This window comes from Pseudomonas sp. ADPe (genome assembly GCF_014843515.1).
Taxonomy (GTDB): Bacteria; Pseudomonadota; Gammaproteobacteria; order Pseudomonadales; family Pseudomonadaceae; genus Pseudomonas; species Pseudomonas citronellolis.
Genome location: NZ_CP062122.1, coordinates 6573981 through 6596650, shown reverse-complemented (window position 1 = coordinate 6596650; position 22670 = coordinate 6573981). Strand labels below are relative to the sequence as shown.

Below are 22670 nucleotides of genomic sequence, written 5' to 3'. Positions count from 1 at the left end.
AAAGGAAGCCAGCCATGTTCTCCCCCGCCAACCAGCCCCATTTCAGCCTGAATATCGACGGCCTCGACAGCGACCTGCAGGTGCTCGAATTCCATGGCCGCGAAGCCCTGAACCAGCCCTACCGCTTCGACATCGAACTGGTCAGCGAACGTCCCGACCTGGACCTGGAAAGCCTGCTGCACAAGGGCGCCTACCTGGACCTGGGGCAGGGCCACGGCATCCATGGCCAATTGCACCGGGTGGCCCAGGGCGAATCCGGCAAGCGCCTGACCCGCTACCAGGTGAGCCTGGTGCCGCGCCTGGCCTACCTCGCGCATCGGCATAACCAGCGCATTTTCCAGCAGCTGACGGTGCCGCAGATCATCACCCGGGTGCTGGAGGAACACGGCATCCTCGCCGACGCCTACCGCTTCCAGCTCGGCCCCACCGTCTACCCGCCGCGCGACTACTGCACCCAGTACGACGAGAGCGACCTGCACTTCGTCCAGCGCCTGTGCGAAGAGGAAGGCCTCCACTACCACTTCGAGCACAGCCCCGACGGGCACCTGCTGGTGTTCGGCGACGACCAGACGGCCTTTCCCAAGCTGGCGCCGGTGGCCTACCAGCAGGACTCCGGCCTGGTCGCCGACCTGCCGGTGATCAAGCGCTTCGGTCAGCGTCTGGATACCCGTACCGCCCGCGTCAGCCGCCGCGACTACGACTTCGAGAAGCCCAGGCTGCAACTGGAAATCACGGCGCGCAGCGACAGTCGCCCGGACCTCGAGGACTACGATTACCCCGGTCGCTTCACCGACCGCGAGCGCGGCAAGCTGCTAAGCCAGCGCAGCCTGGAAAGGCACCGCGCCGACTACCGCCAGGCCGAAGGCCGCAGCGACCAGCCGAGCCTGCGCAGCGGCCATTTCCTGCCCCTGCGCGAGCACCCGCGCGGCGAGTGGAACGACCTCTGGCTGCTCACCGAAGTGCGGCACGAAGGCAAGCAGCCGCAGGTGCTGGAAGAGTCGGTCACCAGCGACGCCCGCGACGGCAAGGACGACTTCCAGCAGGGCTACCGCAACCGCTTCCTCGCCACGCCCTGGGACGTGCCCTACCGCCCGCCGCTGGCGCATCCCAAGCCGCGCGTGCTGGGCAGCCAGACCGCTGTGGTGACGGGGCCCAAGGGCGAGGAAATCCACTGCGACCGCTACGGCAGGGTCAAGGTGCAGTTCCACTGGGACCGCGAAGGCCAGGCCGACGACAAGACCAGCTGCTGGCTGCGCGTGGCCTCCAGCTGGGCTGGCAAGCAGTACGGCGCCATCGCCATCCCGCGCATCGGCATGGAAGTGCTGGTGACCTTCCTCGAGGGCGACCCGGACCAGCCGCTGATCAGCGGCTGCCTGTACCACGCCGAGCACCTGCCGGCCTACGAGCTGCCGGCGAACAAGACCCGCAGTCTGTTCAAGACACTCTCCAGCCCCGGCGGCGGTGGCTACAACGAACTGCGCATCGAGGACCGCAAGGGCCAGGAACAGATCTACCTGCATGCCCAGCGCGACTGGGACGAGAACATCGAGCACGACCAGAAGATCCGTGTCGGCCACGAACGCCACGACACGGTGGAGGCCAACGCCTACAGCGAGTTCAAGGCCGAGGAACACCGCACCACCCATGGCGACCGCAAGGTCGAGGTGCGCGCCGACGACCACCTGACGGTGGGCAACGACCAGCACCTGAAGCTCGGCAGTGGCCAGTTCATCGAGGCCGGTCAGGAAATCCACCTCTCCGCCGGGCTCAAGGTGGTGCTGGAAGCCGGCAGCGAACTGACCCTCAAGGCCGGCGGCAGCTTCGTCAAGCTGGACGGTGCTGGCGTCACCCTCAGCGGCGCCGACGTCAAGCTCAACAGTGGAGGCAGCCCCGGCACCGGCACACCGGCTGCACCCCTGCTGCCCGGGCCGCAGCAACAGGTGGACCAGTCCCAGCCAGGACTGCCGCTCAGCGCCCTGGTCAAGCAACACGTGCTGTTCAAGGAAGCCAAAGGCGGCCTCTGCGAAGTCTGCGAAGCAGCCAGGCAGGAGCAGGAGGCCCGATGAACGAGCAAGGCGCATTGCTGCTCGACGGGGCAGCCTTCGACGATCCCGGCGGCTGGCTGCGCCGTCACTATCCGGGCCAGGCCCCGCTTCCCCTGTTGCGCGGCACGCCCTATGCGCCGATCGAGAGCGCCGGGCCATTTCTCCTCGATGCCCCGGCAGGGGGCGTGCTCCAGCAGGCCTGGGCGCAAGCGGCGCCGGGTCTGGAGCGAGCGGTCTGGCTGGAGAGAACGGTGCCACTCAAGGTGCTGTGCGTCAGCCTGCAACGCCGCCTGCGCATCCGCGCCCCGGATGGCCGCGAGCTCTGGCTGAGGCTCGCGGACGCCAACCCCCTGCGCAACGCCTGGGCGAATGCCGAGGCCTGGCCGGACGGCTTCTGGCACGGCGTGGCGGCGGTCTGGCTGCCGGGCGCCGACGGGCCGATCCGGGCCTGGAGCAATCCCGCGCCGGAACTCGACTGCGCCCCCGCTACGGCGGCCCTGGAAGCGCGAATCGTACTGGGCTGGCCATTGCTGGCAAGCCTGGCCCAGGAACCCCACGACGAACAGGAAAGCCAGGCATGACTCACACCCCAAGCGCCGCCGAGCAACTCAAGCCCGCGGCCTGCCCGCTGCTGGCCGCCGTACTGCCCGTGCGCTATGCCATCGGCCCCCTCGATCCCCGCCATCCATCCAGCCTGGAAGCCGAGGCACTGGGCCTGCCGGCGCTGGCCGGGGCCATCCCGGACCTGGGGCCGGATCACCCGCAGTTGCAGGACCGCGCCCTGGGCTACGTACCGCGGCTGCTGCGGGACGGCTGGCTGTACGTGTGGGAGGAGGCCCGGCAGACGCTCAACGAATATCAGGTCGAGGGAGCGCTGCTCAAGGCGACTCGGCGCAACCCGGCGACCTTGCAACACGATGCCCTGCACTACCTGATGCTCGTCGCCGGCAGCCCGGCTAGCCTGGCCTGGTCGCCCATCCGCTGGAGCGATGCCCGGTTCCAGGCCGCCAGGGAACAGGCCGACCTGCGCCAGCGCTGCATGCGCAAAATCACCCCCGGACTGGCGCCGGCCAGCGCTCCGCTACTCGCATTCCACCCGCAGATCGCCGACAACGCGCCCGAGAACTTCCGCTGGAGCTGCGCCCGCGAGCCGGCCTACTGGGCGCTCAGCGAGCGGGAATTGCGGCGGCTCCGCGAATGCGAACAACAGCATTACGCCGTGGTCGACGACCCCTGGGCGGTGCTGATCGACCTGGCCGGCCTGCTGCGCGCCCGCAACCAGGCGTTCGACAAGCTCACCCGGCACCGCAATGACGACTGGGCCGTGGCCTCCGTGATAAGAGCGGTCGGCGACAGTGACAAGGGCATTCGCCTGCCCGACATGGTCGACTACCCGCGCCTGCAAGCGACCCTGTACGAGCAGGAAAGGGAGTTCGAAGCCCTGGAACAGGACCGGCGGCGCATCGCCGAGTGCTGGAGCCACTGGTTCGACACCCTTGAGGCGAACACCTGCCACAGCCTGGCAAGCGCCTGCGGCCATTTCGACATCGGCAACCCCGCCGCCCGCGACGGCCTCGAAGCCAGCTTCGCCGCCGCCATCCTCGGCCCCTCGGCCACCGCGTCGGGCATCAAGGCCATCGAGCGGGCCCTGCGCCCCGGCGCCCAGGACGAACCCTGGCTGCTATGGGCGGTGCTGGGCGTTGCCCAACGCATCGGTGGCGCCGAACTCAAGCAACTGCTGCACATTCCCGAAACCCTGGAAACGCTCACCGGCGACCTGGCGGAGGCCGGCGCCAACATGGCCCGGGCCCTTGCCCTGAGCACCGCCCTCAACCACAGCGCCGGACAACTCGAACGCCTGGCCGTGGCGGCAGCCAGCGAACCCCTGCCGGCAGCGCTGGCGCCGGTCCTGGGCGGCCACCTGCGCAACCTCGCCGAGCAGACCGACGAGACCGCCTACGTCCTGATGGCAGCCATGCTCGCTCGCAGCCAGCAACGCCTGGAAGCGGCCCCCCTGACCCCGCGCCAGGCCCTGCAATGGCTCAGCCTGCCGATGGGCCAGGAGCACGGCGAAGGCCGTCGCCGCAACCTGCAGAACCAAATGGAGGAACTGGCGCGCCAGGAAGGGCGCGCCGTGCCACACCTGAAACTCCTGCCCAGCCCCCGGCCCGGCCATGCTGCTCCGCTGCCTCCGGCCGAGACGGCCGCGCTGCTCAGGGGTCAAGGAGTGTCGCTGGAATTACCCAGAAGCATTGGCGAGATAATCGAAGAGGCGCCGCTGAAGTCGCTGATTTTCCTGGTGGCAGCATGGAATCTTTGGCAGTCAGGGGAAGAGTGGTTTTACAAGAGAAGGGCTCAGAACTTTATCGCAGCAGGAAGCGCTACGTTGGCAGTAGGAACTGCTTACACCACAGTTATTCAACAACTTAGGGAACTGAATTGGGAGCGCTACACGTCACAGCCTAGTCAAACCTATTTAGCAACTCAGGAACTCCTAGAAAAAGCACTGGGAATTGGTGCTCTCGCCATGTTCCTTCACTCAGTGACTGCTGGCCTCGATACCTTACTCTTCGGCTGGAAAGCTTTGGACACCTACCGAGCCGGCGACCTGGACAGTAGCGCCACCTACGCTGGCCTGTCGGGAACCAGTGCAGCCTATTCCCTTGTTTCGTGGCAGGCCATGCAGACGTACCGTGCGGCGCGCGCTGCGGTGCTGGCCGGCGAGGCCGAAGCCCTGGCCACCGGCGTTCGCGTGCTCTCGCTACCCCTGCGCCTGAGCCTGCTGGGGCTGACGGTGACCATGCTGGCCGGCCTGGTATCGCTGCTTTTCACCCAGGACACGCCGCTGGAGCGCTGGATCAAGGGCACCCGCTTCGGCATCCGCCCGGCCGACTGGGCCGGCAGCTACCTCACCACCCTGCAGGCTTTCTACCAGGTGGTGCTGCCGGTGCGCATGAGCCTGGAACGGCTCGACGAAATCAACCCCTACACCGGCGCCCTGAGCAGCCTCTACCTGTTCATCCGCCTGCCCGGCCAGCGCCAGTACCGCCAGGGCATGCTCAGCTTCGACGGCCAGGAGGAATGGCAGCAGGGCGGCCTGTTCGGCTTCGGCAGCGAGCCGGCCGGCTGCCGCCCCCTGGCCTGGGGCGAGAACGACCCCATCCCCTTCCAACTGGACCAGGGTTCCCGCGCCCTGCCGCCGGAAGCGGACGGCAGCCTGCGCCTGCGCCGGGTCTACCACGAGGAGGACGACACCCGGGCGCTCAAGCGCATCCGCGGGACCCTGGTGTATCAGCCCATCGACGGCCTGAGCCTGCCGCCCATCGATATCGACCTGGATTGATTCATGACCGAACTCTACTCGCATCCACTCAAACCCCGCTTGCGCGGAGCATCCGACAGTTGCCTGCTACATGCCGACCAGCCAACCGGTGCGTCTCTGATGAGCCTGCCGGATGTGGAGGAACATACAGAAAGCTATATCGCCATCAAACATGGGGATAGCTCGTTCAAAGGCATTCCAACCGGAGCACTGGGAGGTCTAGGTAGTATCTTCGGGCTGGTAACAGCTTGGGCTGCCTATTTGGATCGAGACTGGGAGTGGGTCACCTACTGTCTACTGGTAGGTTTGATATCCTTTATCGGCCCTTTCCTCTGGGAAGTTTTACGCCCCCTCCCCCTTCCTCTGGTTATCAACCGCCGAACCCGTGAGCTGTATTACGAGCAGGACGGCAAGCTGTACCACACCCCCTGGGATGGCATTACGGCGGCGGCCTACGAGTTCGCCACAGTGGGTCTCTACTATGGCCGGATGCGCCATGCTGCGCTTGAAGTCCTGATGCATCGCTATGACCACCCGCAGGAACGGGTCATCGTTCCCCTGGGTCTGCCCATCGGCAAGCGCCTGTCGATGCAGCAAGGCTTCTGGGAATACCTGCGGGCCTTCATGGACAACGGTCCCTGGTTCGACGAGCGGGGCCGACATAGCGAGTCGCCTGAGTTCAACCTCAGCCTGGTCATCAACAAGAGAAGAACTTCCCTCAGCCTGGACTGGATGCTGCTGAAAGAAGAATACAAGGCCAACAATGGAAAGAACTTCCTAAGTGCGACCCGCTTCCTACTGCTGCTCTCCGGCCCGCTGATGTTTCCCATAGAAGTGATCCAGTATTTCACTTACGACGTCGCCAAGCGCCGCTCCCACCGCCAATGGCCAGAACTGGTCCGCGAACGCCTGCGCCCCGATGGCCCCACCACCCGCCTGATCGATCTGGAGCGGGAGCAAGGGCCAAATGTCTGAGGGATTCCCCGACAAACCCAACTCGGGCCAGTCCATGACCGAACCCCGTCCACACCCCTTCGAACCTCGCTTGCGCGGGGCATCCGACAGTTGCCTGCTGTATGCCGACCAGCCATCCGGTGCATCCCTGATGAGCCTGCCGGATGTGGAGGAACATACGCAGAGCCATATCGCCATCAAGCATGGGGATAGTTCGTTCAAAGGTATTCCAACCGGAATGATAGGGGAGATAAACGGCATCCTTGGATTAGTAGGAGCGCTGCATTCCTACATGGAAAGGGATTGGGAATGGCTTACCTATTGCCTACTGTTCGTTTTGATTTCGCTAGTTGTCCCCTTTCTCTGGGAAGTTTTACGCCCCCTCCCCCTCCCCCTGGTTATCAACCGCCGAACCCGTGAGCTGTATTACGAGCAGGACGGCAAGCTGTATCACTCCCCCTGGGATGGCATTACGGCGGCAGCCTACGAGTTCGCCACCGTGGGCCCTAACTATGGCCGGATGCGCCATGCTGCGCTGGAAGTGCTGATGCACCGCTACGGCCACCCACAGGAGCGAGTCATCGTTCCCGTGGGCCTACCCATCGGCAAGCGCCTGTCGATGCAGCAAGGCTTCTGGGAATACCTGCGGGCCTTCATGGACAACGGTCCCTGGTTCGATGAACAGGGACGACACAGCGAGTCGGATGCGTTGATACGAAGCCTGACTGACACGAACTCATCCGGTCAGCTCATAGGCGCCTTTTGGGCAGTGCTCGTCGAAAAATACAAGGCCAACAAGGGGCGTAACTATCTCGAATACAGCGATGTTGTAGGCATAGTGGGCGGCGCTTTTTTTGCGCCCATGTTCGCCATCCAGAAGTTTACCTACGACGTCGCCAAGCGCCGCTCCCGCCGCCAATGGCCAGAACTGATCCGCGAACGCCTGCGCCCCGACGGCCCCACCACCCGGCTGATCGATCTGGAGCGGGAACAGGGGCTGGACGTCTGAGCCACCCACCTGGCAACGACACTCCCCTTGCGTGCCAGCGATTCACCGCCCGGCTCAGCGCTCCGCCAGCTTCAGATTCCGCGCATACCACGGCCGCCGCGGCGCGCGGGCGAGCCAGCCCTTGCGCTCCTCCTCCTCGGTGAAGACGACGCGCAGCGCCAGCTTCATGGTCTCCACGTCCAGGGCCAGGTCGCTGCTGCTCGCCTGCAGGTCGGAGAGGCCGCAGCCGTGGGTGGATGGGCCCAGCCAGGGGTCGTCGATCTCCACCCAGCGGCCGCGGGCGAACCAGGGCATGCCCAGCACCTCGGCGCGGCGCACCTCGCCCGGGTGGAAGCGCTCGTGGGCGCGGAACCAGTCCTCGATGCGGTCGTCGATCCAGCCGTGGAAGCACCAGAACACCGGGTTCACGTGGGACGAGAAGGGGTCGCCGAGGAAGTCGTTCTCGCGCAGGAACCAGCGCGGCGCGAAGTCGGCGTAGTTGCGGTCGGTCATCAGCGGCGCGCCGTTGGACGGGTCGCGCGTCACGCTGGCCCAGCGCATGTGCAGCCAGTCGTGCGGGCCCAGTTCCAGCTCCGAGCCGAACTGGCCCAGGGTGAGCTTCGCCAGGTAGGCCGGGTCCTGGTACTGCGACTCCCAGACCTGGAAGTTGCCGTGGTAGGCGTCGGCGCTCTTCAGGCCGTGCAGCCACTGGCTGTATTCGTCATCGTCCACCGCCACCCAGGCCGGCGGCACCGAGCAGCCGTCGGCGTTCTCGAAGTAGCGGATGAAGCCGGCGCGGTCGTATTCCAGCGGCACCGCCGGCGGCGGCAGGCGCTGCCAGGACGGCAGGTCCTGCAGCGAGCGGGCCTTGGCCAGCATGCGGCGGTGCATGAAGAGGAAGTCGATGCCCGAGGCGTTGCGGTCCTTGTGCCGGCCGCGCGCGTCGCGTTCGGCGTCCAGCGGCCCGGGCTGCCAGCCCACGCCGCGCAGCGCGTTGCGCTGGGCCTCGTCGAGGTGGTGCCACTTGTCCCGCGAGGCATGCCAGAGCTGGTGGAACAGGCGGTGCTGCGGCGACACCAGCCAGGCCAGCAGCGCCTCGTTGAGAGGCAGGCGCTCGCGGGCCAGGGGAAAGGGGCGTTTTTTGGCGACGAAGCGGCAGTCCTGCTGCGGCAGGGACAGGTCGCGGTCCAGGCGCTGGAGGCGGCCGCTGAGGGTGCCGTCGCCGGCGTTGGCGAAGTTGTCCCACACCTCGTCGAACACGGCGCTGCATTCGTGGCTGGGCGTGTTGCCTTCGCCCAGCAGGCGCCAGCGGATGTTCGCCGAGCTGGCGCCGACCAGGTCGCCGAGCACCCGGTAGCGCGGCTGTTCCGTGCCGCGCAGGCGCTCGGGGGTGTCCAGCCAGCCGATCAGCCCGCGCCCGCGGGGGCCGCAGTCGAGGACCAGTTGCAGGCCTTCGGCGGGCAGGCCCGGCAGGCCGAGCCCAGGGTCAAGCAGGCGCAGATCCCAGATGCCGCGCAGGCGGTCGGCCAGGCGCAGCTCGGCGCCGGCGCTGGTTTCCAGGCTGGCTTCGCCGGGCGTCTCCGGCTCCCGCGCGTCCAGCTCGCGGCGCTGCAGTTCGCGGTAGCCGAAGTAAGCCGCCGTCGGCAACGCCGCCGCCCCCGTCACCGCCAGGGCCGCCATGAAACCGCGTCGAGAAACCGTCATCGTCCGTCCTGTGTCCGTCGCCAAGCAGGCTGTACCGAGGCTAGAACGGTCGGCCCGGCGGCAAATTTAGCGGTGCGCCGGCGCTAAATTTCCGCCCGCACGCCTCGTCCTCCCCCACAGGCGATGCCCTGCCCCGGGCTGCCATCCGACTCCAACGCTGACTGGGACGGCAATGACTAGCACCCGCACGAAAAAGATCCTCTGGCTCACCCTGCCCCTGCTCGTACTGGCCCTCGTGGCGGGCGCCGCGGCCTGGCTGCTGCTGGCCCGCGCCCAGCCCTACCCGCGCGAGGTGATGGCCCACGCCGAGGCGCTGCACGAGCGCATCCTGTCCTTCGACAGCCGGGTGACCGTGCCCCTGGACTTCGGCACCGAGGGCCACGAGGCCGACCGCGACGGCCCCTCGCAGCTGGACCTGGTCAAGGCCGGGCGTGGCCGCCTGTCCGGCGCGGCCCTGGCGATCTTCGGCTGGCCGGAGATGTGGAGCGGCCCCGACGCCCCGCACAAGCCCACGCCGGGCTTCGTCGACGAGGCGCGGCACCAGCAGGAAATCCGCTACAGGATTCTCACCGGCATGGTCCGCGACTTTCCCGAGCGGGTGGGCATCGCCTACACGCCGGAGGACTTCCGCCGCCTGGCCATGGAAGGCAAGTTCGCCATCGTCATGAGCATGCTCAACGCCTACCCGCTGGGCGACGACCTGTCCCAGCTGGACCTGTGGGCCGCCCGTGGCGTGCGCATGTTCGGCTTCAACTACGTGGGCAACAACAGCTGGTCCGATTCCTCCCGCCCCCTGCCCTTCTTCAACGATTCGGCCGACGCCCTGGGCGGCCTCTCGCCCCTGGGCAAGCAGGCGGTGCAACGGCTCAATGACCTGGGGGTGATCATCGACGTCTCGCAGATGTCGACCAAGGCCCTGGAGCAGGTCGCCGTCTTGAGCCGCGCGCCCATCGTCGCCTCGCATTCGGCGCCGCGCGCGCTGGTGGACATCCGCCGCAACCTCAGCGACCACGAGATGCAGCTGATCAAGGACAGCGGCGGGGTCATCCAGGTGGTCGGCTTCCCGGCCTATCTGCGCCCGCTGAGCAAGCCCACCCTGGAGAAGCTCGACGCCCTGCGCGCGCGCTTCGACCTGCCGCCGCTGGCCGGCCTGGACTACGCGCTGATGCCCGGCGACCCGGTGATCGCCATCTGGCCGGAGAAGAAGTTCGGCGAATACGCCAGCAGCCTCTACGGCATCCTCGACGAGGAGCCCAAGGCCGGCCTGGCGGACTTCGTCAACGCCATCGACTACACGGTGAAGAAGGTCGGCATCGACCACGTCGGCATCAGCTCCGACTTCAACGACGGCGGCGGCCTGGACGGCTGGAAGGACGAGAGCGAAATCCGCAACGTCACCGCCGAGCTGATCACCCGCGGCTACTCCGACGCCGACATCGCCAAGCTCTGGGGCGGCAACTTCCTGCGCGTATGGGGCGAGGTGCAGAAGCGCGCCAAGCCGCCCGTCGCCACCCGCTGAACCGCGCCAAGGACATTCCATGAACGACCGCCGTACCTTCCTCAAGCAGGCCGGGCTGCTCGCCGCCAGCCTGCCCCTGCTGCAGACATCCGACCTGGCCCTGGCCGCCACCGCGCCGGCCGGCGCGGACAAGTGGCAGGCCTTGCGCCGGCAATTCGACCTCGATCCGGACTACCTGCACTTCGCCAACTTCCTGCTGACCTCGCACCCGCGCCCGGTGCAGCAGGCCATAGACGCGCTGCGCGCACGCTTCAACGCCAACCCCGGCGAGGCGGTGGACTGGGACCGCGAGGAGGTCTGGAAATACGAGGACGAGGCGCGCGCCTGGGCCGGCCGCTACTTCGGCGTCAAGCCGGCGCAGGTGGCCCTCACCGGCAGCACCACCGACGGCCTCGCGGCCATCTACGGCGGCCTGCTGGTGGCGCCGGGCAAGGAAATCCTCACCTCCAGCCACGAACACTATTCCACCTACACCACCCTGGAATACCGCCACAAGCGCATGGGCACACAGGTACGCGAATTTCCCCTGTTCAAGGACCCGCACCGGACCTCGGCCGACGAAATCCTCGCCAATATCCACCGCAACATCCGCCCCGAAACCCGGGTGCTGGGCATGACCTGGGTGCAGTCGGGCAGTGGCGTGAAGCTGCCGGTGCGCGAGATCGGCCAACTGGTGGCCGAGGCCAACCGCAACCGCGACGCCGCCGACTGGATCATCTACGTGGTCGACGGCGTGCACGGCTTCGGCGTGGAAGACGCGAACTTCGCCGACTTCGGCTGCGACTACTTCATCGCCGGCACCCACAAGTGGCTGTTCGGCCCGCGCGGCACCGGCGTCATCATCGCCCGCGAGGAGCAGTTGCAGGACCATCTGGTGCCGAGCATCCCCACCTTCACCCGCGCCGACAGCTTCGGCACCCTGATGACCCCCGGCGGCTACCACGCCTTCGAGCACCGCCTGGCGCTGGGCAAGGCCTTCGAGCTGCACCTGCAGCTGGGCAAGGCCGACGTCCAGGCGCGCATCCACCAGCTCAACGGCTACCTCAAGCAGCGCCTGGCCGAGCACACGAAAGTGCGCCTGGTCACGCCGACCAGTCCGGAACTCTCCTCCGGCTTCACCTTCTTCCGCGTCGACGGCCGCGACTGCGACGCCGTGGCCCGGCACCTGATGGCGCACAAGGTGATCAGCGACGCCGTGGACCGCGACGTCGGCCCGGTGGTGCGCCTGGCACCCAGCCTGCTCAACGACGAGGCGCAGATCGACCGGGTGCTGGACATCCTCGCCCCGCAGCTCGCCTGACCTGCTTCCCACTTCACGAGAACCGCCATGCACGCATTACCGCCCCTGGCCCTGGCCACCCTGCTCCTGGCCGCCCCCACCGCTTTCGCCGCCGAGGCGCACAAGCCGGGCGCCGTGTTCAAGGACTGCAAGGACTGCCCCGAGATGGTGGTGCTGCCCGCCGGCAGCTTCACCATGGGCACCCCGGACGACGAGACGGGCCGCCAGCCGGACGAAGGCCCATTGCACAGCGTCACCTTCGCCCACCCCTTCGCCATCAGCCGCTACCAGGTCACCGCCGCCGAGCTGGACGCCTACCTGAAGGCCACAGGCGTGCGCCTGGCCAACGGCGACACCCGCCCCGGCCGCGAATGCATCGCCGGCAAGCCGCGCTACAAGCAGGGCCCGCGCCAGCCGGCGGTGTGCGTCGATTACGAGGACGTGAAGCGCTACGCGGCCTGGCTGTCGAAGAAGACCGGCCAGCATTACCGGATGATCAGCGAAGCCGAACGCGAATATGCCGCCCGCGCCGGCAGCGCCGGGCCCTTCCCGTTCCCCTTCGACGAAGGCAAGGACTACAGCATCGCCAAGCACGCCAACACCTACGGCGCCGCCGACGGCTACAACTTCACCTCGCCGGCGGGCAGCTTCCCGCCCAACGCCTTCGGCGTGTACGACATGCACGGCAACGTCTACGAATGGGTCGCCGACTGCTGGCACGACAACTACGACGGCGCCCCCAGCGACGGCAGCGCCTGGATCGACAGCGACTGCAAGCTGGTGCAGATCCGCGGCAACGACTGGGGCGAGGCGCCGATCTTCTCCCGCTCGGGCAACCGCAACAATGCGTACAAGAGCGACCGCGGCGACTGGATAGGTTTCCGCGTCGCCCGCGAACTCTGAGCGCGGCCTCGGCGGCCGACCGGCTAATTTTCCCGCGCCCGCGCTCGTTACCGGGGTGGGCGCCACTTCAACCTTCGCATCCCGTGCGTCGCGCCCCGACGCGCCGAGGTAACCCCATGTCCGCAACGCAGCGCAGCGCCACCCGGGAACTCCTGGGTATCCTCAAGCCCTTCTGGGCGACCCTCGCCCTGTCCATCGCCCTGGGCGTGGTCGGCGGCATCAGCATCACCGCCCTGCTCACCGCCATCAATCGCGTGCTGAACGCCGAGGGCGGCATGACCCAGGGCATGATGTTCGCCTTCGCCGCCATCTGCGCCCTGGCCCTGCTCAGCTCGATCCTGTCGAACGTCGGCACCAACTACGTCGGCCAGAAGGTGATCGCGCGGCTGCGCAAGGACCTCGGCGGGCGGGTGCTCTCGGCGCCCATCGAGCAACTCGAACGCTACCGCAGCCACCGCCTGATCCCGGTGCTGACCCACGACATCGACACCGTCAGCGACCTGGCCTTCGGCCTGCCGCAGCTGATCATCTCGCTGACCGTCACCCTAGGGTGCCTTGGCTACCTGGCGACCCTGTCCCTGCCGATGTTCCTCGTCGCCGCCGGCGCCGTGGTCCTCGGCACCATCGCCCAGTACATCGCCCGCGGCCGCGGCCTGGCCGGCTTCGAACAGGCGCGAGAACAGGAAGACCTGCTGCAGAAGCACTACCGGGGCATGGCCGAGGGCGCCAAGGAACTGCGCATCCACCGCCCGCGCCGGCAACGCCTGCACCGCCACCAGCTGGGCGAGACCGCCGACAACATCTGCCGCCTGCAGGTACGCTCGGTGAACATCTTCCTCGCCGCCAGCACCTTCGGCTCGCTGCTGTTCTTCGTGGTGATAGGCGCCACCCTCGCCGTGCAGACCTGGTGGCCGACCAGCGATCGCAGCGTGCTCAGCGGCTTCATCATGACCCTGCTGTTCATGAAGGGCCCGCTGGAAAGCGTGCTCGGCCTGCTGCCGCTGCTCGGCCGCAACCGCATCGCCCTGCGCCGCATCGCCGAGCTCAACGAGCGCTTCTCCAACCCCGAGCCCTACCTGCTGCTGGAGGGCGACGCGCGGGAGCCGGCCATGGAGCCCCTGCGCACCCTGGAGCTGCGCGACGTGCGCTACGCCTACCCGGCGGTGGGCGACGCCCCGCCCTTCGTCATGGGCCCGCTGAACCTGAAGATCGAGGCCGGCGAGCTGCTCTTCGTGGTCGGCGAGAACGGCGGCGGCAAGACCACCCTGATCAAGCTGCTGCTGGGCCTGTACACGCCCCACAGCGGCGAGGTGCTGGTCAACGGCAAGGTCGTCGAGGCCAGCAGCCGCGACGATTACCGGCAACTGTTCACCACCATTTTCGCCGACTTCTTCCTTTTCGAGGAGCTGATGGACGGGCAGCGCGACATACCCGCCGAAGCCGCGCGCTACCTGGAGCGCCTGGAGATCGCACACAAGGTCGGGGTGGCCGACGGCGCCTTCACCACCACCGACCTCTCCACCGGCCAGCGCAAGCGCCTGGCCCTGGTACACGCCTGGCTGGACCAGCGTCCGATCCTGGTGTTCGACGAATGGGCCGCCGACCAGGACCCGACCTTCCGCCGCATCTTCTACACCGAGCTGCTGCCCGACCTGAAGCGCCAGGGCCGGACACTCATCGTCATCTCCCACGACGACCGCTATTTCGACGTTGCCGACCAGTTGGTGCGCATGGAGCAGGGGCAACTGGTCAGCGAGCGGGCCCTGGCCTGAGGGCCGGGCCACAGCCCTCCCCGGCCGGATGCCTCGGGCGCCAAGGCGGCGCCCGAGGCAGACGATAGCAGAGCGCCACTTTTTTCTAAATTCCGCTGCGCCTGGTTCGTTATCAGGGCGAATGCCATCAGAGCAACTGCATCTTCATAAAAATAATGCTTCTCATCAGCATATAGATTCTGCATCCACCATAAGGAGTCCATCCCCCCATGTCCCGCCCCCGCATCAGCCGAAGCCGGCTGGCCAAGGCCATCCACCCCGTTGCCCCTCAGCGCCGGCTGTTGCCCGGCGCCCTGCTCGCCGCCCTGCTGAGCGCCGGCGTGGCCCACGCCGAGCCGGTGAAGCTGGACATTCCCGCCCAGTCGCTGGCCAGCGCCCTGCGCGAGTTCGGCAAGCAGGCCGGCCTGGAAGTCCTCTACAGCCCGGACGTGGTCAAGGGCGTGAAGTCCAGGGGAGTCAGCGGCTCGCTGGAGCCCGAGGAAGCGCTGGACACGCTGCTGCAGGGCAGCGGCATCTCCTATCACCGCGAAGGCAATACCATCACCCTCAGCGCGGTCACCTCCGACCTCCTGCAGATGGGCGCGGTGACCATCGAGGGCCGCGGGCTGGGCGCCACCACCGACGGCACCGGCTCCTACACCACCGGCCTGGTGTCGAGCATCACCAAGCTGCCGCTGACGCCGCGGGAAACCCCGCAGACGGTCACCGTGATGAGCCGCCAGCAGATGGACGACTTCGGCCTCAACAGCATCGACGACGTCATGAAGCACACCCCGGGCGTCACCGTGCAGAAGCTCGACAGCGAGCGCAGCGCCTACTGGGCGCGCGGCTCGCAGATCACCAACTTCCAGTACGACGGCATCCCCTCCTACCTGGATACCGCCTATGCCGACGGCAAGACCCTCAGCGACATGGCCATCTACGACCGCATCGAGGTGATCAAGGGCGCCACCGGCCTGCTCACCGGCAGCGGCCAGCCCGGCGCGGCCCTGAACCTGATCCGCAAGCGCCCGACCCGCAGCTTCGCCGGCCACGTGTCGCTGGGCGCCGGCTCCTGGGACAACTACCGCGGCGAGCTGGACGTCGGCGGCCCGCTGACCGACGAAGGCAACATCCGCGGACGCTTCGTCACGGCCTACCAGGACAAGAACTCCTACATGGACCGTTACGAGCAGAAGAACTCCACCTACTACGGCATCCTCGAAGCCGACCTGACGCCGAGTACCCTGTTCAGCATCGGCATGGACTACCAGGACACCACCCCCACCGCCTCCAACTGGGCCGGGGTGCCGCTGTTCTACTCCGACGGTTCCAAGACCGACTTCCCGCGATCCTTCAACCCCGGCGCCAACTGGAGTTCCTGGGAGCAGTACAACCGCACGGTCTTCGCCACCCTCGAGCACACGCTGGAGAACAACTGGACGCTCAAGCTGCACCTGAACCACCAGGAAAGCGGCTACCACGCCCCACTGGGCTCCGCCGGCGGCGGCTACCCGGACCCGGTCACCGGCGAAGGCGGCATCCTCTTCCACGGCAAGTACACCGGCGACACCCGCCGCGACTCGGTGGACATGTACGCCTCCGGCCCCTTCGAACTGTTCGGCCGCGAGCACGAGGCGGTGTTCGGCTACAACGCCTCGCGCTCGGTGACCAAGGGCAACGGCTACTGGGACTACCCCACCCCCTACGACCCCAGCATCCCCAACATCTTCACCTGGAACGGCAAGTTCCCCGAGCCGGACTGGGGCTCCAAGGCCAACCTGAAGAACTACTCGCAGCTGCACCAGTCCGGCTACTACGGCACCGTGCGCCTGAAGCCGACCGACGACCTGGCGCTGATCGCCGGCGCCCGCGTGGCCGACTACCACGACAGCGCCGAGCAGATCTCCGACAGCCAGTACGGCTACTACGTCACCCCGCAGAGCACCCGCAAGAGCGGCGTGGTGGTGCCCTATCTCGGCGCTGTGTACGACCTGAACGACAACTACTCGGTGTACGCCAGCTACACGGGCATCTTCCAGCCGCAGCAACTGCGCGACATCAACGACAAGCCGCTGGAGCCCGAAGAAGGCAAGAGCTACGAGCTGGGCGTGAAGGGCGAGTTCTACGACGGCCTGCTCAACGCCAGCTTCGCGGTGTTCGAGTCGCAGCAGGACAACCTCGCAGTCGAGACCAGCGACGTCACCCCTTCCGGCGGCATCGCCTACGAAAGCGTCGACGGCACCAAGACCCGCGGCTTCGAGGCGGAGGTTTCCGGCGAGCTCCTGCCGGGCTGGCAGCTGCAGGCCGGCTACACCCACGCGGTCAGCCGCGACAAGGATGGCCACCGCATCCGCACCCTCAACCCGGACCAGCTGTTCCGCCTGTACACCACCTACCAGCTGCCGGGCGAGCTGAACCAATTCACCGTCGGCGGCGGCGCCAGCTACCAGAGCAAGATCTGGACGAACGTCAGCGACCAGAACTACGAAACGGTGAAATACACCCAGGGCAGCTACTGGCTGGTGGACCTGATGACGCGCTACCAGGTCACCGACAACCTGTCGGCCACGCTCAACCTGAACAATGTGTTCGACAAGAAGTACTTCAGCAACATCGGGTTCTACAACACCGGCTACTACGGCGAGCCGCGCAACCTGATGCTCACCACCCGCTGGGACTTCTGAGCGAACCGCAGGCCGTCGGCCTGAACGACAACGCCGTTTCCCTTCGCGGGGAAACGGCGTTTTCGTGTCTGCGCGACAGGTGATGATGGGTATCGCTTCGCTCAACCCATCCTACGCAGGATGACTCCGGACTCACCGCCTGTCCCTTCAGGGAGAGGGCTGGGCTGAGGGTTGCGGACTGTCTTGCCGGCTGCGCCGAGGCGCTTTCCGTAGGATGGGTTGAGCCTTGGCGAAACCCATGCGGCCACGGTGATGGGTTTCGCTTCGCTCAACGCCATCCTACGGGTTGTGTTTGCCGGGGGCGTAGGAGCGGACTCTGTCCGCGATTGGACTCACCACCCGCTCCGAACGGCCCTCTCCCTCCGGGAGAGGGCTGGGGTGAGGGAAGCAACCGGCAAAACGCTCACCCCACCAGCCAACGATCCAGCCAGGCAGCCTGGCTGGCATGGATGGCGGCCACCTCTCCCACCAGCCCGTGCATGCGCATGAAGTCGTGGGTCAGGTCCGGGCGCAGGTCCAGGGTGAGGTCGTTGCCTGCTTCGCGCAGGCGCTCGGCCAGCGCCAGGCCTTCGTCGTACAGCGGGTCGTGGCCGGCCAGCGCCAGGTGGACCGGCGGCAGGCCGTCCAGGCTCGGCGCCAGCAGTGGCGAGAAGCGCCAGTCGAGGCGGTCCTGCGGGTTGCGCGCGTAGCTGTCGTAGAACCATTCCAGGGTCGCGCTCTCCAGCAGATAGCCGCTGGCGTAGCGCTGGTGCGAGGGGCGCTGGCGGCTGGCGTCGGCCACCGGGTAGGCCAGCAGCAGCGCGCGCGGTCGCAGCGCCGCGGTTTCGGGCGCGGCGGCGGCCTGCAAAGCCAGCACCAGGGCCAGGCTGGCACCCACGCTGTCGCCGCCGAAGGCCACCCGCGCGGGGTCCAGGCCCAGGGTCGCGCCCTGCTCGCGCAGCCAGACCAGGGCGTCCGCCACGTCCTCCAGCGCCGTGGGGAAGCGCCAGGCCGGCGCCAGGCGGTAATCCACCGCCAGCACCGCGCAGCGGCTCGCCAGTGCCAGACGCCGGCAGAGGGCGTCGTGGGAGTCCAGGCTGCCGACCACGTAGCCGCCGCCGTGCAGGTACAGCAGCACCGGCGCCGGGCGTGGCGCACCGCTGCGCCGGTAGAGACGGGCCGCGAGTTCCTGGCCGTCGCGGCTGGGGTAGTTCAGCCGCTCGACCTCCAGGCCGGCGGCGACGGGGCTGTCGAGCGACAGCGAGGCCGCCTCGAAATCGCGCCGAGCGCGTTCTGCGCCGAGGTCCTGGAAGGCCTGGCTCTTGCCGCTCAGGCGGCCCAGTTCGACCAGCTCGAGAAAGGCCTCGAGATCCGGATGTAGGGACATGCAATCACTCCGCAGGAAGACCGGCGCCAGCCAGGAGGTACCCTGGCCGGCGCGTTGGGGAAGGTTTCAGGCCAGCGCCGTGCGGCTCGCCAGCGCCTGGCGCAGGGCGGCGATGAAGCGCGGGTGGCGCGGCAGCTCGAAGTGGCCGGCGTCGATCGCCTCGTGCAGCGCCTGGCGCCCCGGCAGCAGCGGTATTTGGCGCTGCGCGGCCCACCAGCAGTGCGCGGCGACGCGGGTGGCCGGCAGCGACGGCAGCGCCAGGGACAACTGCTTCAGCCGCCAGGCGACGAGGAAGACTCGCGCCAGCTCGTCCGCCCCCAGGGCCGCGTAGGCGCTGTCGCCATTGGCGCGAGCCAGGGCCGCGGCCGTCCGCCGCGCCACCTCGGCGGCTTGCGGCGCGGCGCTCGGCGCTTCGTCCTCCGCCGCCCCCGGCGGCAGGCCCAGGACCACGCCGAGGAAGGCCTCGAGGTCGTCCTCCCAGCTGCCGTCGGCCACGCCCTCCTCGCCCGGCACGTAGCTGTCGAGCAGGCCGAGGAAGGCCACTTCCTGGCCCTGGCGCTCCAGCTCCGCGGCCACCAGCGTCGCCAGGGTGCCGCCCAGCGACCAGCCGAACAGGTGATACGGGGCCCGGGGCTGCTGCTGGCGAATGTACTGGGCGTAGTCGATGGCCATGCCCTCCAGCGAATCGTCCGTCCACTCGCCGCTCAGCAGCATGCGGCACTGCACCGCCTGCACCGGGTGGCTGCCCTCCAGTGCGCGGGCCAGGGGCTCGTAGTCGAACACGGTGCCGAAGCCCGCATGCAGGCAGAACAGAGTCGCCTCGGCGCCGGCGCCGTTGAGCGCCAGCAGCGGGTTCAGGTCCTGTTCCCGGGCCTGGCCGCAGAGGGCGCCGATGCTGGGTTTCTGCATCAGGTCGCGCAGGCGCAGCTCCAGGCCCAGCTCCGGCGCCTGGCGGACCCTGGCGATGACCTTGAGCGCCTGCAGCGAATCACCGCCCAGCTCGAAGAAGTTGTCGTCCAAGCCTACCCGCTCGACGCCCAGGATTTCCGCCCAGATGGCCGCCAGGCGGCGCTCCCGGTCGTTGCGCGGGGCCAGGTAGGCGCGCTCGCTGGCCGCCTCCGGCGCCGGCAGGGCCTGGCGATCGAGCTTGCCGTTGGGCAGCAGCGGCAGGCGCTCCAGGCACAGCAGGCGCGCCGGCAGCATGTACTCCGGCAGGCGCTGGCGCAGCGCCGCCAGCAACCCGGCCTCGCTGCCCGCGGGGGCCACCGCGTAGCCCAGCAGTTGCCGGCCCTGCTCGCCGTCGCGGGCGATCACCGCGGCGTCGCGCACCGTCTCCAGGGCGCGCAGGGCGGCTTCGATCTCGCCCAGCTCGATGCGGAAGCCGCGGATCTTCACCTGGTGGTCGAGGCGGCCGAGGTAGTCGTGCAGGCCGTCGTCGCGCTCGCGCACCAGGTCGCCGCTGCGGTACAGGCGCTCGCCGTTGCCGAAGGGGTCGGGGACGAAGCGCTCGGCGGTGAGGGCGGGACGGCCGAGGTAGCCGCGCGCCAGGTAAGCGCCGCCGAGATACAGCTCGCCGGCCACGCCGGCGGGCAGCGCGTTCAGGTCGCCATCCAGCAGGCGCAGGCGGCGCGGGCCCACGCCCCTGCCGATGGGGGCGTAGGCGGCGTCGCAATGGGCGTCGCCGTCGGCGCGCCATAACAGCGGCGTGACCACCGTCTCGGTCGGGCCATAGCCGTTCACCAGGCGCCGCGGCCGCAGGGCGCGCTTGGCCCGTTCGAAGCTGGCCTCGGCGACGGCGTCGCCGCCGAAGCAGTAGGTGCCCACCGGCGGCGCCCAGCCCTGGCGCTCGGCCTCCTCGGCCAGTTGCAGCAGGTAGGCCGGCGGGAAGCAGGCCACGTCCACCCGGTGTTCGCGCATGGCCTCCAGGGTCTGCGCGGGAGTCCACAGCTCCTCGTCGCGCAGCAGCAGGCTGCCGCCGTGGCCGAGCACGCTGAGCCAGCGTTCGTGGGCGCCGTCGAAGGCGAAGGAGAGGAAATGCAGCTCGCAGGTCCGCTCGTCCAGCTCGTACAGCGCGCCGATGGCGCGGCAGTGCCGGGCGATGGGGCCGTGGGCCACGGCCACGCCCTTGGGCGTGCCGGTGGAGCCGGAGGTGTAGATCAGGTAGGCCAGGTTGTCCTCGTGCAGCTGGACGGCCGGCGCCCGCGCCGGCAGCGCGTCGAGCTCCGCCTGCAACGCGTCCAGGTCGGCGCGGGCCAGCCCCTCGGGCAGGCCGAGCCGTTCGCCCAGGGCCTGGCGCGTCAGCAGCAGCGCCATGGCCGAGTCGCGTACCAGGAAGGCCAGGCGCTCGGCCGGGTAGCCGAGGTCCAGCGGCACGTAGGCCGCGCCGGCCTTGAGCACCGCCAGCAGGCTCACCAGCAGTTCGCAGGAGCGCTCCAGCGCCACCCCCACCCGCGCCTCGGGGCCGATGCCCTGGGCGCGCAACCAGTGCGCCAGCTGGCTGGAGCGGCGGTCCAGTTCGGCGTAGCTCATGCGCTGGCCGGCGCAGACCAGCGCGGTGGCCTGCGGCTGGCGCGCCGCCCAGTCGCCGATGCGCTGTGGCAGCAGCGCGGCCGGCGTCTCCTGCGGCAAGGCGCGGATGCCGGTCGGCGGCTCCAGGCCGAGGCAACCCAGGGCGCGCCCGGCATCCTCCAGCAGGGCCAGCAGCAGGTGCTCGAAATGCCGGCGGATGGCCAGAACGCCTGCGTCGGCGAACGACTGGCGCAGGTAGAGGAATTCGATGCTGAGGGTCTCGCCCAGGTGCACCGCCAGGTCCATGGGGAAGTGCGTGACGTCGCGCATGTTCGACTCGCCGAAGCGCAGCCCGCCGCCGGCGGCCTCCTGCAGGCGGCGGTCCAGCGGGTAGTTCTCGAACACCACCAGGCTGTCGAACAGCGGTTGCCCGCCCTGCCCGGCCCAGCGCTGGATGTCGTGCAAGGGCGCCTGCTCGTGCTCGCGGGCCTCGACGTTGTAGTGCTGCAGTTGCCGCAGCCAGTCGCCCACCCGCTGCGTCGGCTCGATGCGCTGGATCACCGGCACCGTATTGATGAACAGCCCCAGCAGGTTCTCCGCGCCGGGCAGCGCCGCCGGGCGCCCGGCCACGGTGGCGCCGAAGGCCACGCTGGCCTGGCCGGTGTGGCGCTGCAGCAGCAACAGCCAGGCCGCCTGCACCAGGGTGTTGGCCGTCACCCGCTGGGCCTGGGCGAAGGCCTGCAGGCGGCGCGTGGTCGGCACATCGAAGGTGGAGTAGATGGCCGCATGGCCGCTGCGCCCGCCTTCGGGCCGCGGCGCCATGCCGGGCGCCAGGTAGCAGGGTTCGTCCAGCTGCGCCAGGCGTTCGCGCCAGAAGCGCTGCAGCTGCCCGGCGTCGAGCCGCTGCAGCCAGCCGATGTAGTCGGCATAGCGCCCCCGCGGCGCCGGCAGCGTCTCGCCGGCATACAGCCCGAGCACCTCGCCGACCAGCTGCGAGCTGCTCCAGCCGTCCAGCAGGATGTGGTGGCTGGTCCAGATCAGCTGCCAGGCATCGTCCTCCAACCGCGCCAGGGTGATGCGCTGCAGCGGCGGCGCGGCGAAATCGAAGCCCTGGGCGCAGTCCTGCGCCGCCAGCTCGGCCACCTGTGCCGCAGCGTCCGCCGCGGCGCGGCAGTCCACCTCGCGGATCGGCACCGGCGCCTGGCGCAGCACGAACTGCAGGGGCTCCCGGAGCCCCGCCTGCCAGAGGAAACCGCTGCGCAGTATCGCGTGGCGCGCGCAGGCCTGCTGCCAGCAGGCGGCGAAGCGCGCCGGGTCGAGGCCGTCGACGCGGAGGCTCAACTGGTTGACGTACAGCCCCGGCTCGCTGTCTTCGAGGCTGTGGAAGAGCATGCCCTTCTGCATCGGCGACAGCGGGTAGATGTCCTCCACCCGTGCCAGCTCCAGCGGCAGGGCGTCCAGCGCGGCCTGGTCGAGGCCGGCCAGGGGGAAGTCCTCCGGGCGCGCCTGGCCGCGGGCGCCCAGGCAATGCTCTAGCAGGGCGCGCAGTTCGTCCTCCAGGGCCGCGGCCAGGCCCTCCACCACGCCGGCGTCGAACAGCGCGCTGCTGTAGGTCCAGTACAGGTGCAGCTCGCCGCCGTACAC

The 22670-nt window shown here is 68.6% G+C and carries 13 protein-coding genes (1 of these 13 only partly in view); 10 read left to right on the top strand and 3 right to left on the bottom strand.

Annotation, left to right across the window (positions count from 1 at the left end; translation table 11 throughout):
- Nucleotides 1–14 precede the first annotated feature (14 nt).
- From tssI to IG194_RS32935, 5 genes are read left to right on the top strand one after another with little or no spacing between them, the layout of a single operon-like run.
- Complete coding sequence (gene tssI, locus IG194_RS29610; protein WP_192353603.1) at nucleotides 15–2066, top strand: type VI secretion system tip protein TssI/VgrG; 2052 nt, start codon at nucleotides 15–17, stop codon at nucleotides 2064–2066.
- Nucleotides 2063–2626, top strand: coding sequence for a DUF4123 domain-containing protein (locus IG194_RS29605; protein ID WP_058489639.1), 564 nt, complete (start codon nucleotides 2063–2065; stop codon nucleotides 2624–2626). The genes tssI and IG194_RS29605 overlap by 4 nt, the downstream gene beginning before the upstream one ends.
- Nucleotides 2623–5388: a toxin VasX gene (locus IG194_RS29600; RefSeq protein ID WP_058489638.1), complete on the top strand. Its 2766-nt coding sequence runs from the start codon at nucleotides 2623–2625 to the stop codon at nucleotides 5386–5388. Before IG194_RS29605 ends, IG194_RS29600 begins: the two co-directional genes overlap by 4 nt.
- A gap of 3 nt (nucleotides 5389–5391) precedes the next feature.
- A complete protein-coding gene (locus IG194_RS29595) occupies nucleotides 5392–6342 on the top strand; it encodes a hypothetical protein (RefSeq protein ID WP_064987677.1) in 951 nt (316 codons plus the stop codon).
- A 34-nt stretch (nucleotides 6343–6376) separates the two neighbouring features.
- On the top strand, nucleotides 6377–7330 hold the full coding sequence (locus IG194_RS32935) for a hypothetical protein (protein WP_225617143.1): 954 nt from the start codon (nucleotides 6377–6379) through the stop codon (nucleotides 7328–7330).
- Nucleotides 7331–7384: 54 nt separating this feature from the next.
- Here IG194_RS32935 and IG194_RS29585 read toward each other — a convergent pair whose 3' ends face one another.
- The gene (locus IG194_RS29585) at nucleotides 7385–9013 is read right to left on the bottom strand and encodes a twin-arginine translocation signal domain-containing protein (RefSeq protein WP_058489637.1); all 1629 of its coding nucleotides are present in this window, start codon (nucleotides 9011–9013) and stop codon (nucleotides 7385–7387) included.
- 172 nt (nucleotides 9014–9185) lie between these two features.
- On the opposite strand from IG194_RS29585, the gene pvdM reads away from it, so the two are divergent.
- The 5 genes from pvdM to IG194_RS29560 all read left to right on the top strand — a co-directional run bounded on the left by pvdM (nucleotide 9186) and on the right by IG194_RS29560 (nucleotide 17152).
- Nucleotides 9186–10532 carry a pyoverdine-tailoring dipeptidase-like protein PvdM gene (gene pvdM / locus IG194_RS29580; protein ID WP_058489636.1) on the top strand — a complete coding sequence of 449 codons (1347 nt, stop codon included), beginning with the start codon at nucleotides 9186–9188 and terminating at the stop codon, nucleotides 10530–10532.
- A 19-nt stretch (nucleotides 10533–10551) separates the two neighbouring features.
- Nucleotides 10552–11832, top strand: coding sequence for a pyoverdine-tailoring periplasmic protein PvdN (gene pvdN, locus IG194_RS29575; RefSeq protein ID WP_058489635.1), 1281 nt, complete (start codon nucleotides 10552–10554; stop codon nucleotides 11830–11832).
- Nucleotides 11833–11859: 27 nt separating this feature from the next.
- Entirely contained in the window at nucleotides 11860–12714 is an 855-nt protein-coding gene (locus IG194_RS29570) for a formylglycine-generating enzyme family protein (protein WP_058489634.1), read from the top strand.
- Between the two features lie 116 nt (nucleotides 12715–12830).
- A complete protein-coding gene (locus tag IG194_RS29565) occupies nucleotides 12831–14486 on the top strand; it encodes a cyclic peptide export ABC transporter (RefSeq protein WP_058489633.1) in 1656 nt (551 codons plus the stop codon).
- Between the two features lie 209 nt (nucleotides 14487–14695).
- Nucleotides 14696–17152 carry a TonB-dependent siderophore receptor gene (locus tag IG194_RS29560; protein WP_082936765.1) on the top strand — a complete coding sequence of 819 codons (2457 nt, stop codon included), beginning with the start codon at nucleotides 14696–14698 and terminating at the stop codon, nucleotides 17150–17152.
- 403 nt (nucleotides 17153–17555) lie between these two features.
- Here the strand turns inward: IG194_RS29560 and IG194_RS29555 are convergent, their stop codons facing one another.
- Complete coding sequence (locus IG194_RS29555; RefSeq protein WP_043272771.1) at nucleotides 17556–18518, bottom strand: alpha/beta hydrolase; 963 nt, start codon at nucleotides 18516–18518, stop codon at nucleotides 17556–17558.
- A gap of 66 nt (nucleotides 18519–18584) precedes the next feature.
- Nucleotides 18585–22670: the 3' portion of a non-ribosomal peptide synthetase gene (locus tag IG194_RS33110; RefSeq protein ID WP_058489632.1), read on the bottom strand. It continues 4521 nt past the right edge of the window; 4086 of the gene's 8607 nt are visible here — the last part of the coding sequence; its start codon lies off the right edge, out of view — the gene reads right to left on this strand; the stop codon is at nucleotides 18585–18587.

What these genes read in the sequence shown, in the direction of transcription:
- IG194_RS29555 (WP_043272771.1), bottom strand. Translation starts at nt 18,518, where the DNA reads ATGTCCCTACATCCGGATCTCGAGGCCTTTCTCGAGCTGGTCGAACTG.
- IG194_RS29565 (WP_058489633.1), top strand. Translation starts at nt 12,831, where the DNA reads ATGTCCGCAACGCAGCGCAGCGCCACCCGGGAACTCCTGGGTATCCTC.
- IG194_RS29585 (WP_058489637.1), bottom strand. Translation starts at nt 9,013, where the DNA reads ATGACGGTTTCTCGACGCGGTTTCATGGCGGCCCTGGCGGTGACGGGG.
- IG194_RS32935 (WP_225617143.1), top strand. Translation starts at nt 6,377, where the DNA reads ATGACCGAACCCCGTCCACACCCCTTCGAACCTCGCTTGCGCGGGGCA.
- IG194_RS29605 (WP_058489639.1), top strand. Translation starts at nt 2,063, where the DNA reads ATGAACGAGCAAGGCGCATTGCTGCTCGACGGGGCAGCCTTCGACGAT.
- pvdN (WP_058489635.1), top strand. Translation starts at nt 10,552, where the DNA reads ATGAACGACCGCCGTACCTTCCTCAAGCAGGCCGGGCTGCTCGCCGCC.
- IG194_RS29595 (WP_064987677.1), top strand. Translation starts at nt 5,392, where the DNA reads ATGACCGAACTCTACTCGCATCCACTCAAACCCCGCTTGCGCGGAGCA.
- tssI (WP_192353603.1), top strand. Translation starts at nt 15, where the DNA reads ATGTTCTCCCCCGCCAACCAGCCCCATTTCAGCCTGAATATCGACGGC.
- IG194_RS29560 (WP_082936765.1), top strand. Translation starts at nt 14,696, where the DNA reads ATGTCCCGCCCCCGCATCAGCCGAAGCCGGCTGGCCAAGGCCATCCAC.
- IG194_RS29570 (WP_058489634.1), top strand. Translation starts at nt 11,860, where the DNA reads ATGCACGCATTACCGCCCCTGGCCCTGGCCACCCTGCTCCTGGCCGCC.
- IG194_RS29600 (WP_058489638.1), top strand. Translation starts at nt 2,623, where the DNA reads ATGACTCACACCCCAAGCGCCGCCGAGCAACTCAAGCCCGCGGCCTGC.
- pvdM (WP_058489636.1), top strand. Translation starts at nt 9,186, where the DNA reads ATGACTAGCACCCGCACGAAAAAGATCCTCTGGCTCACCCTGCCCCTG.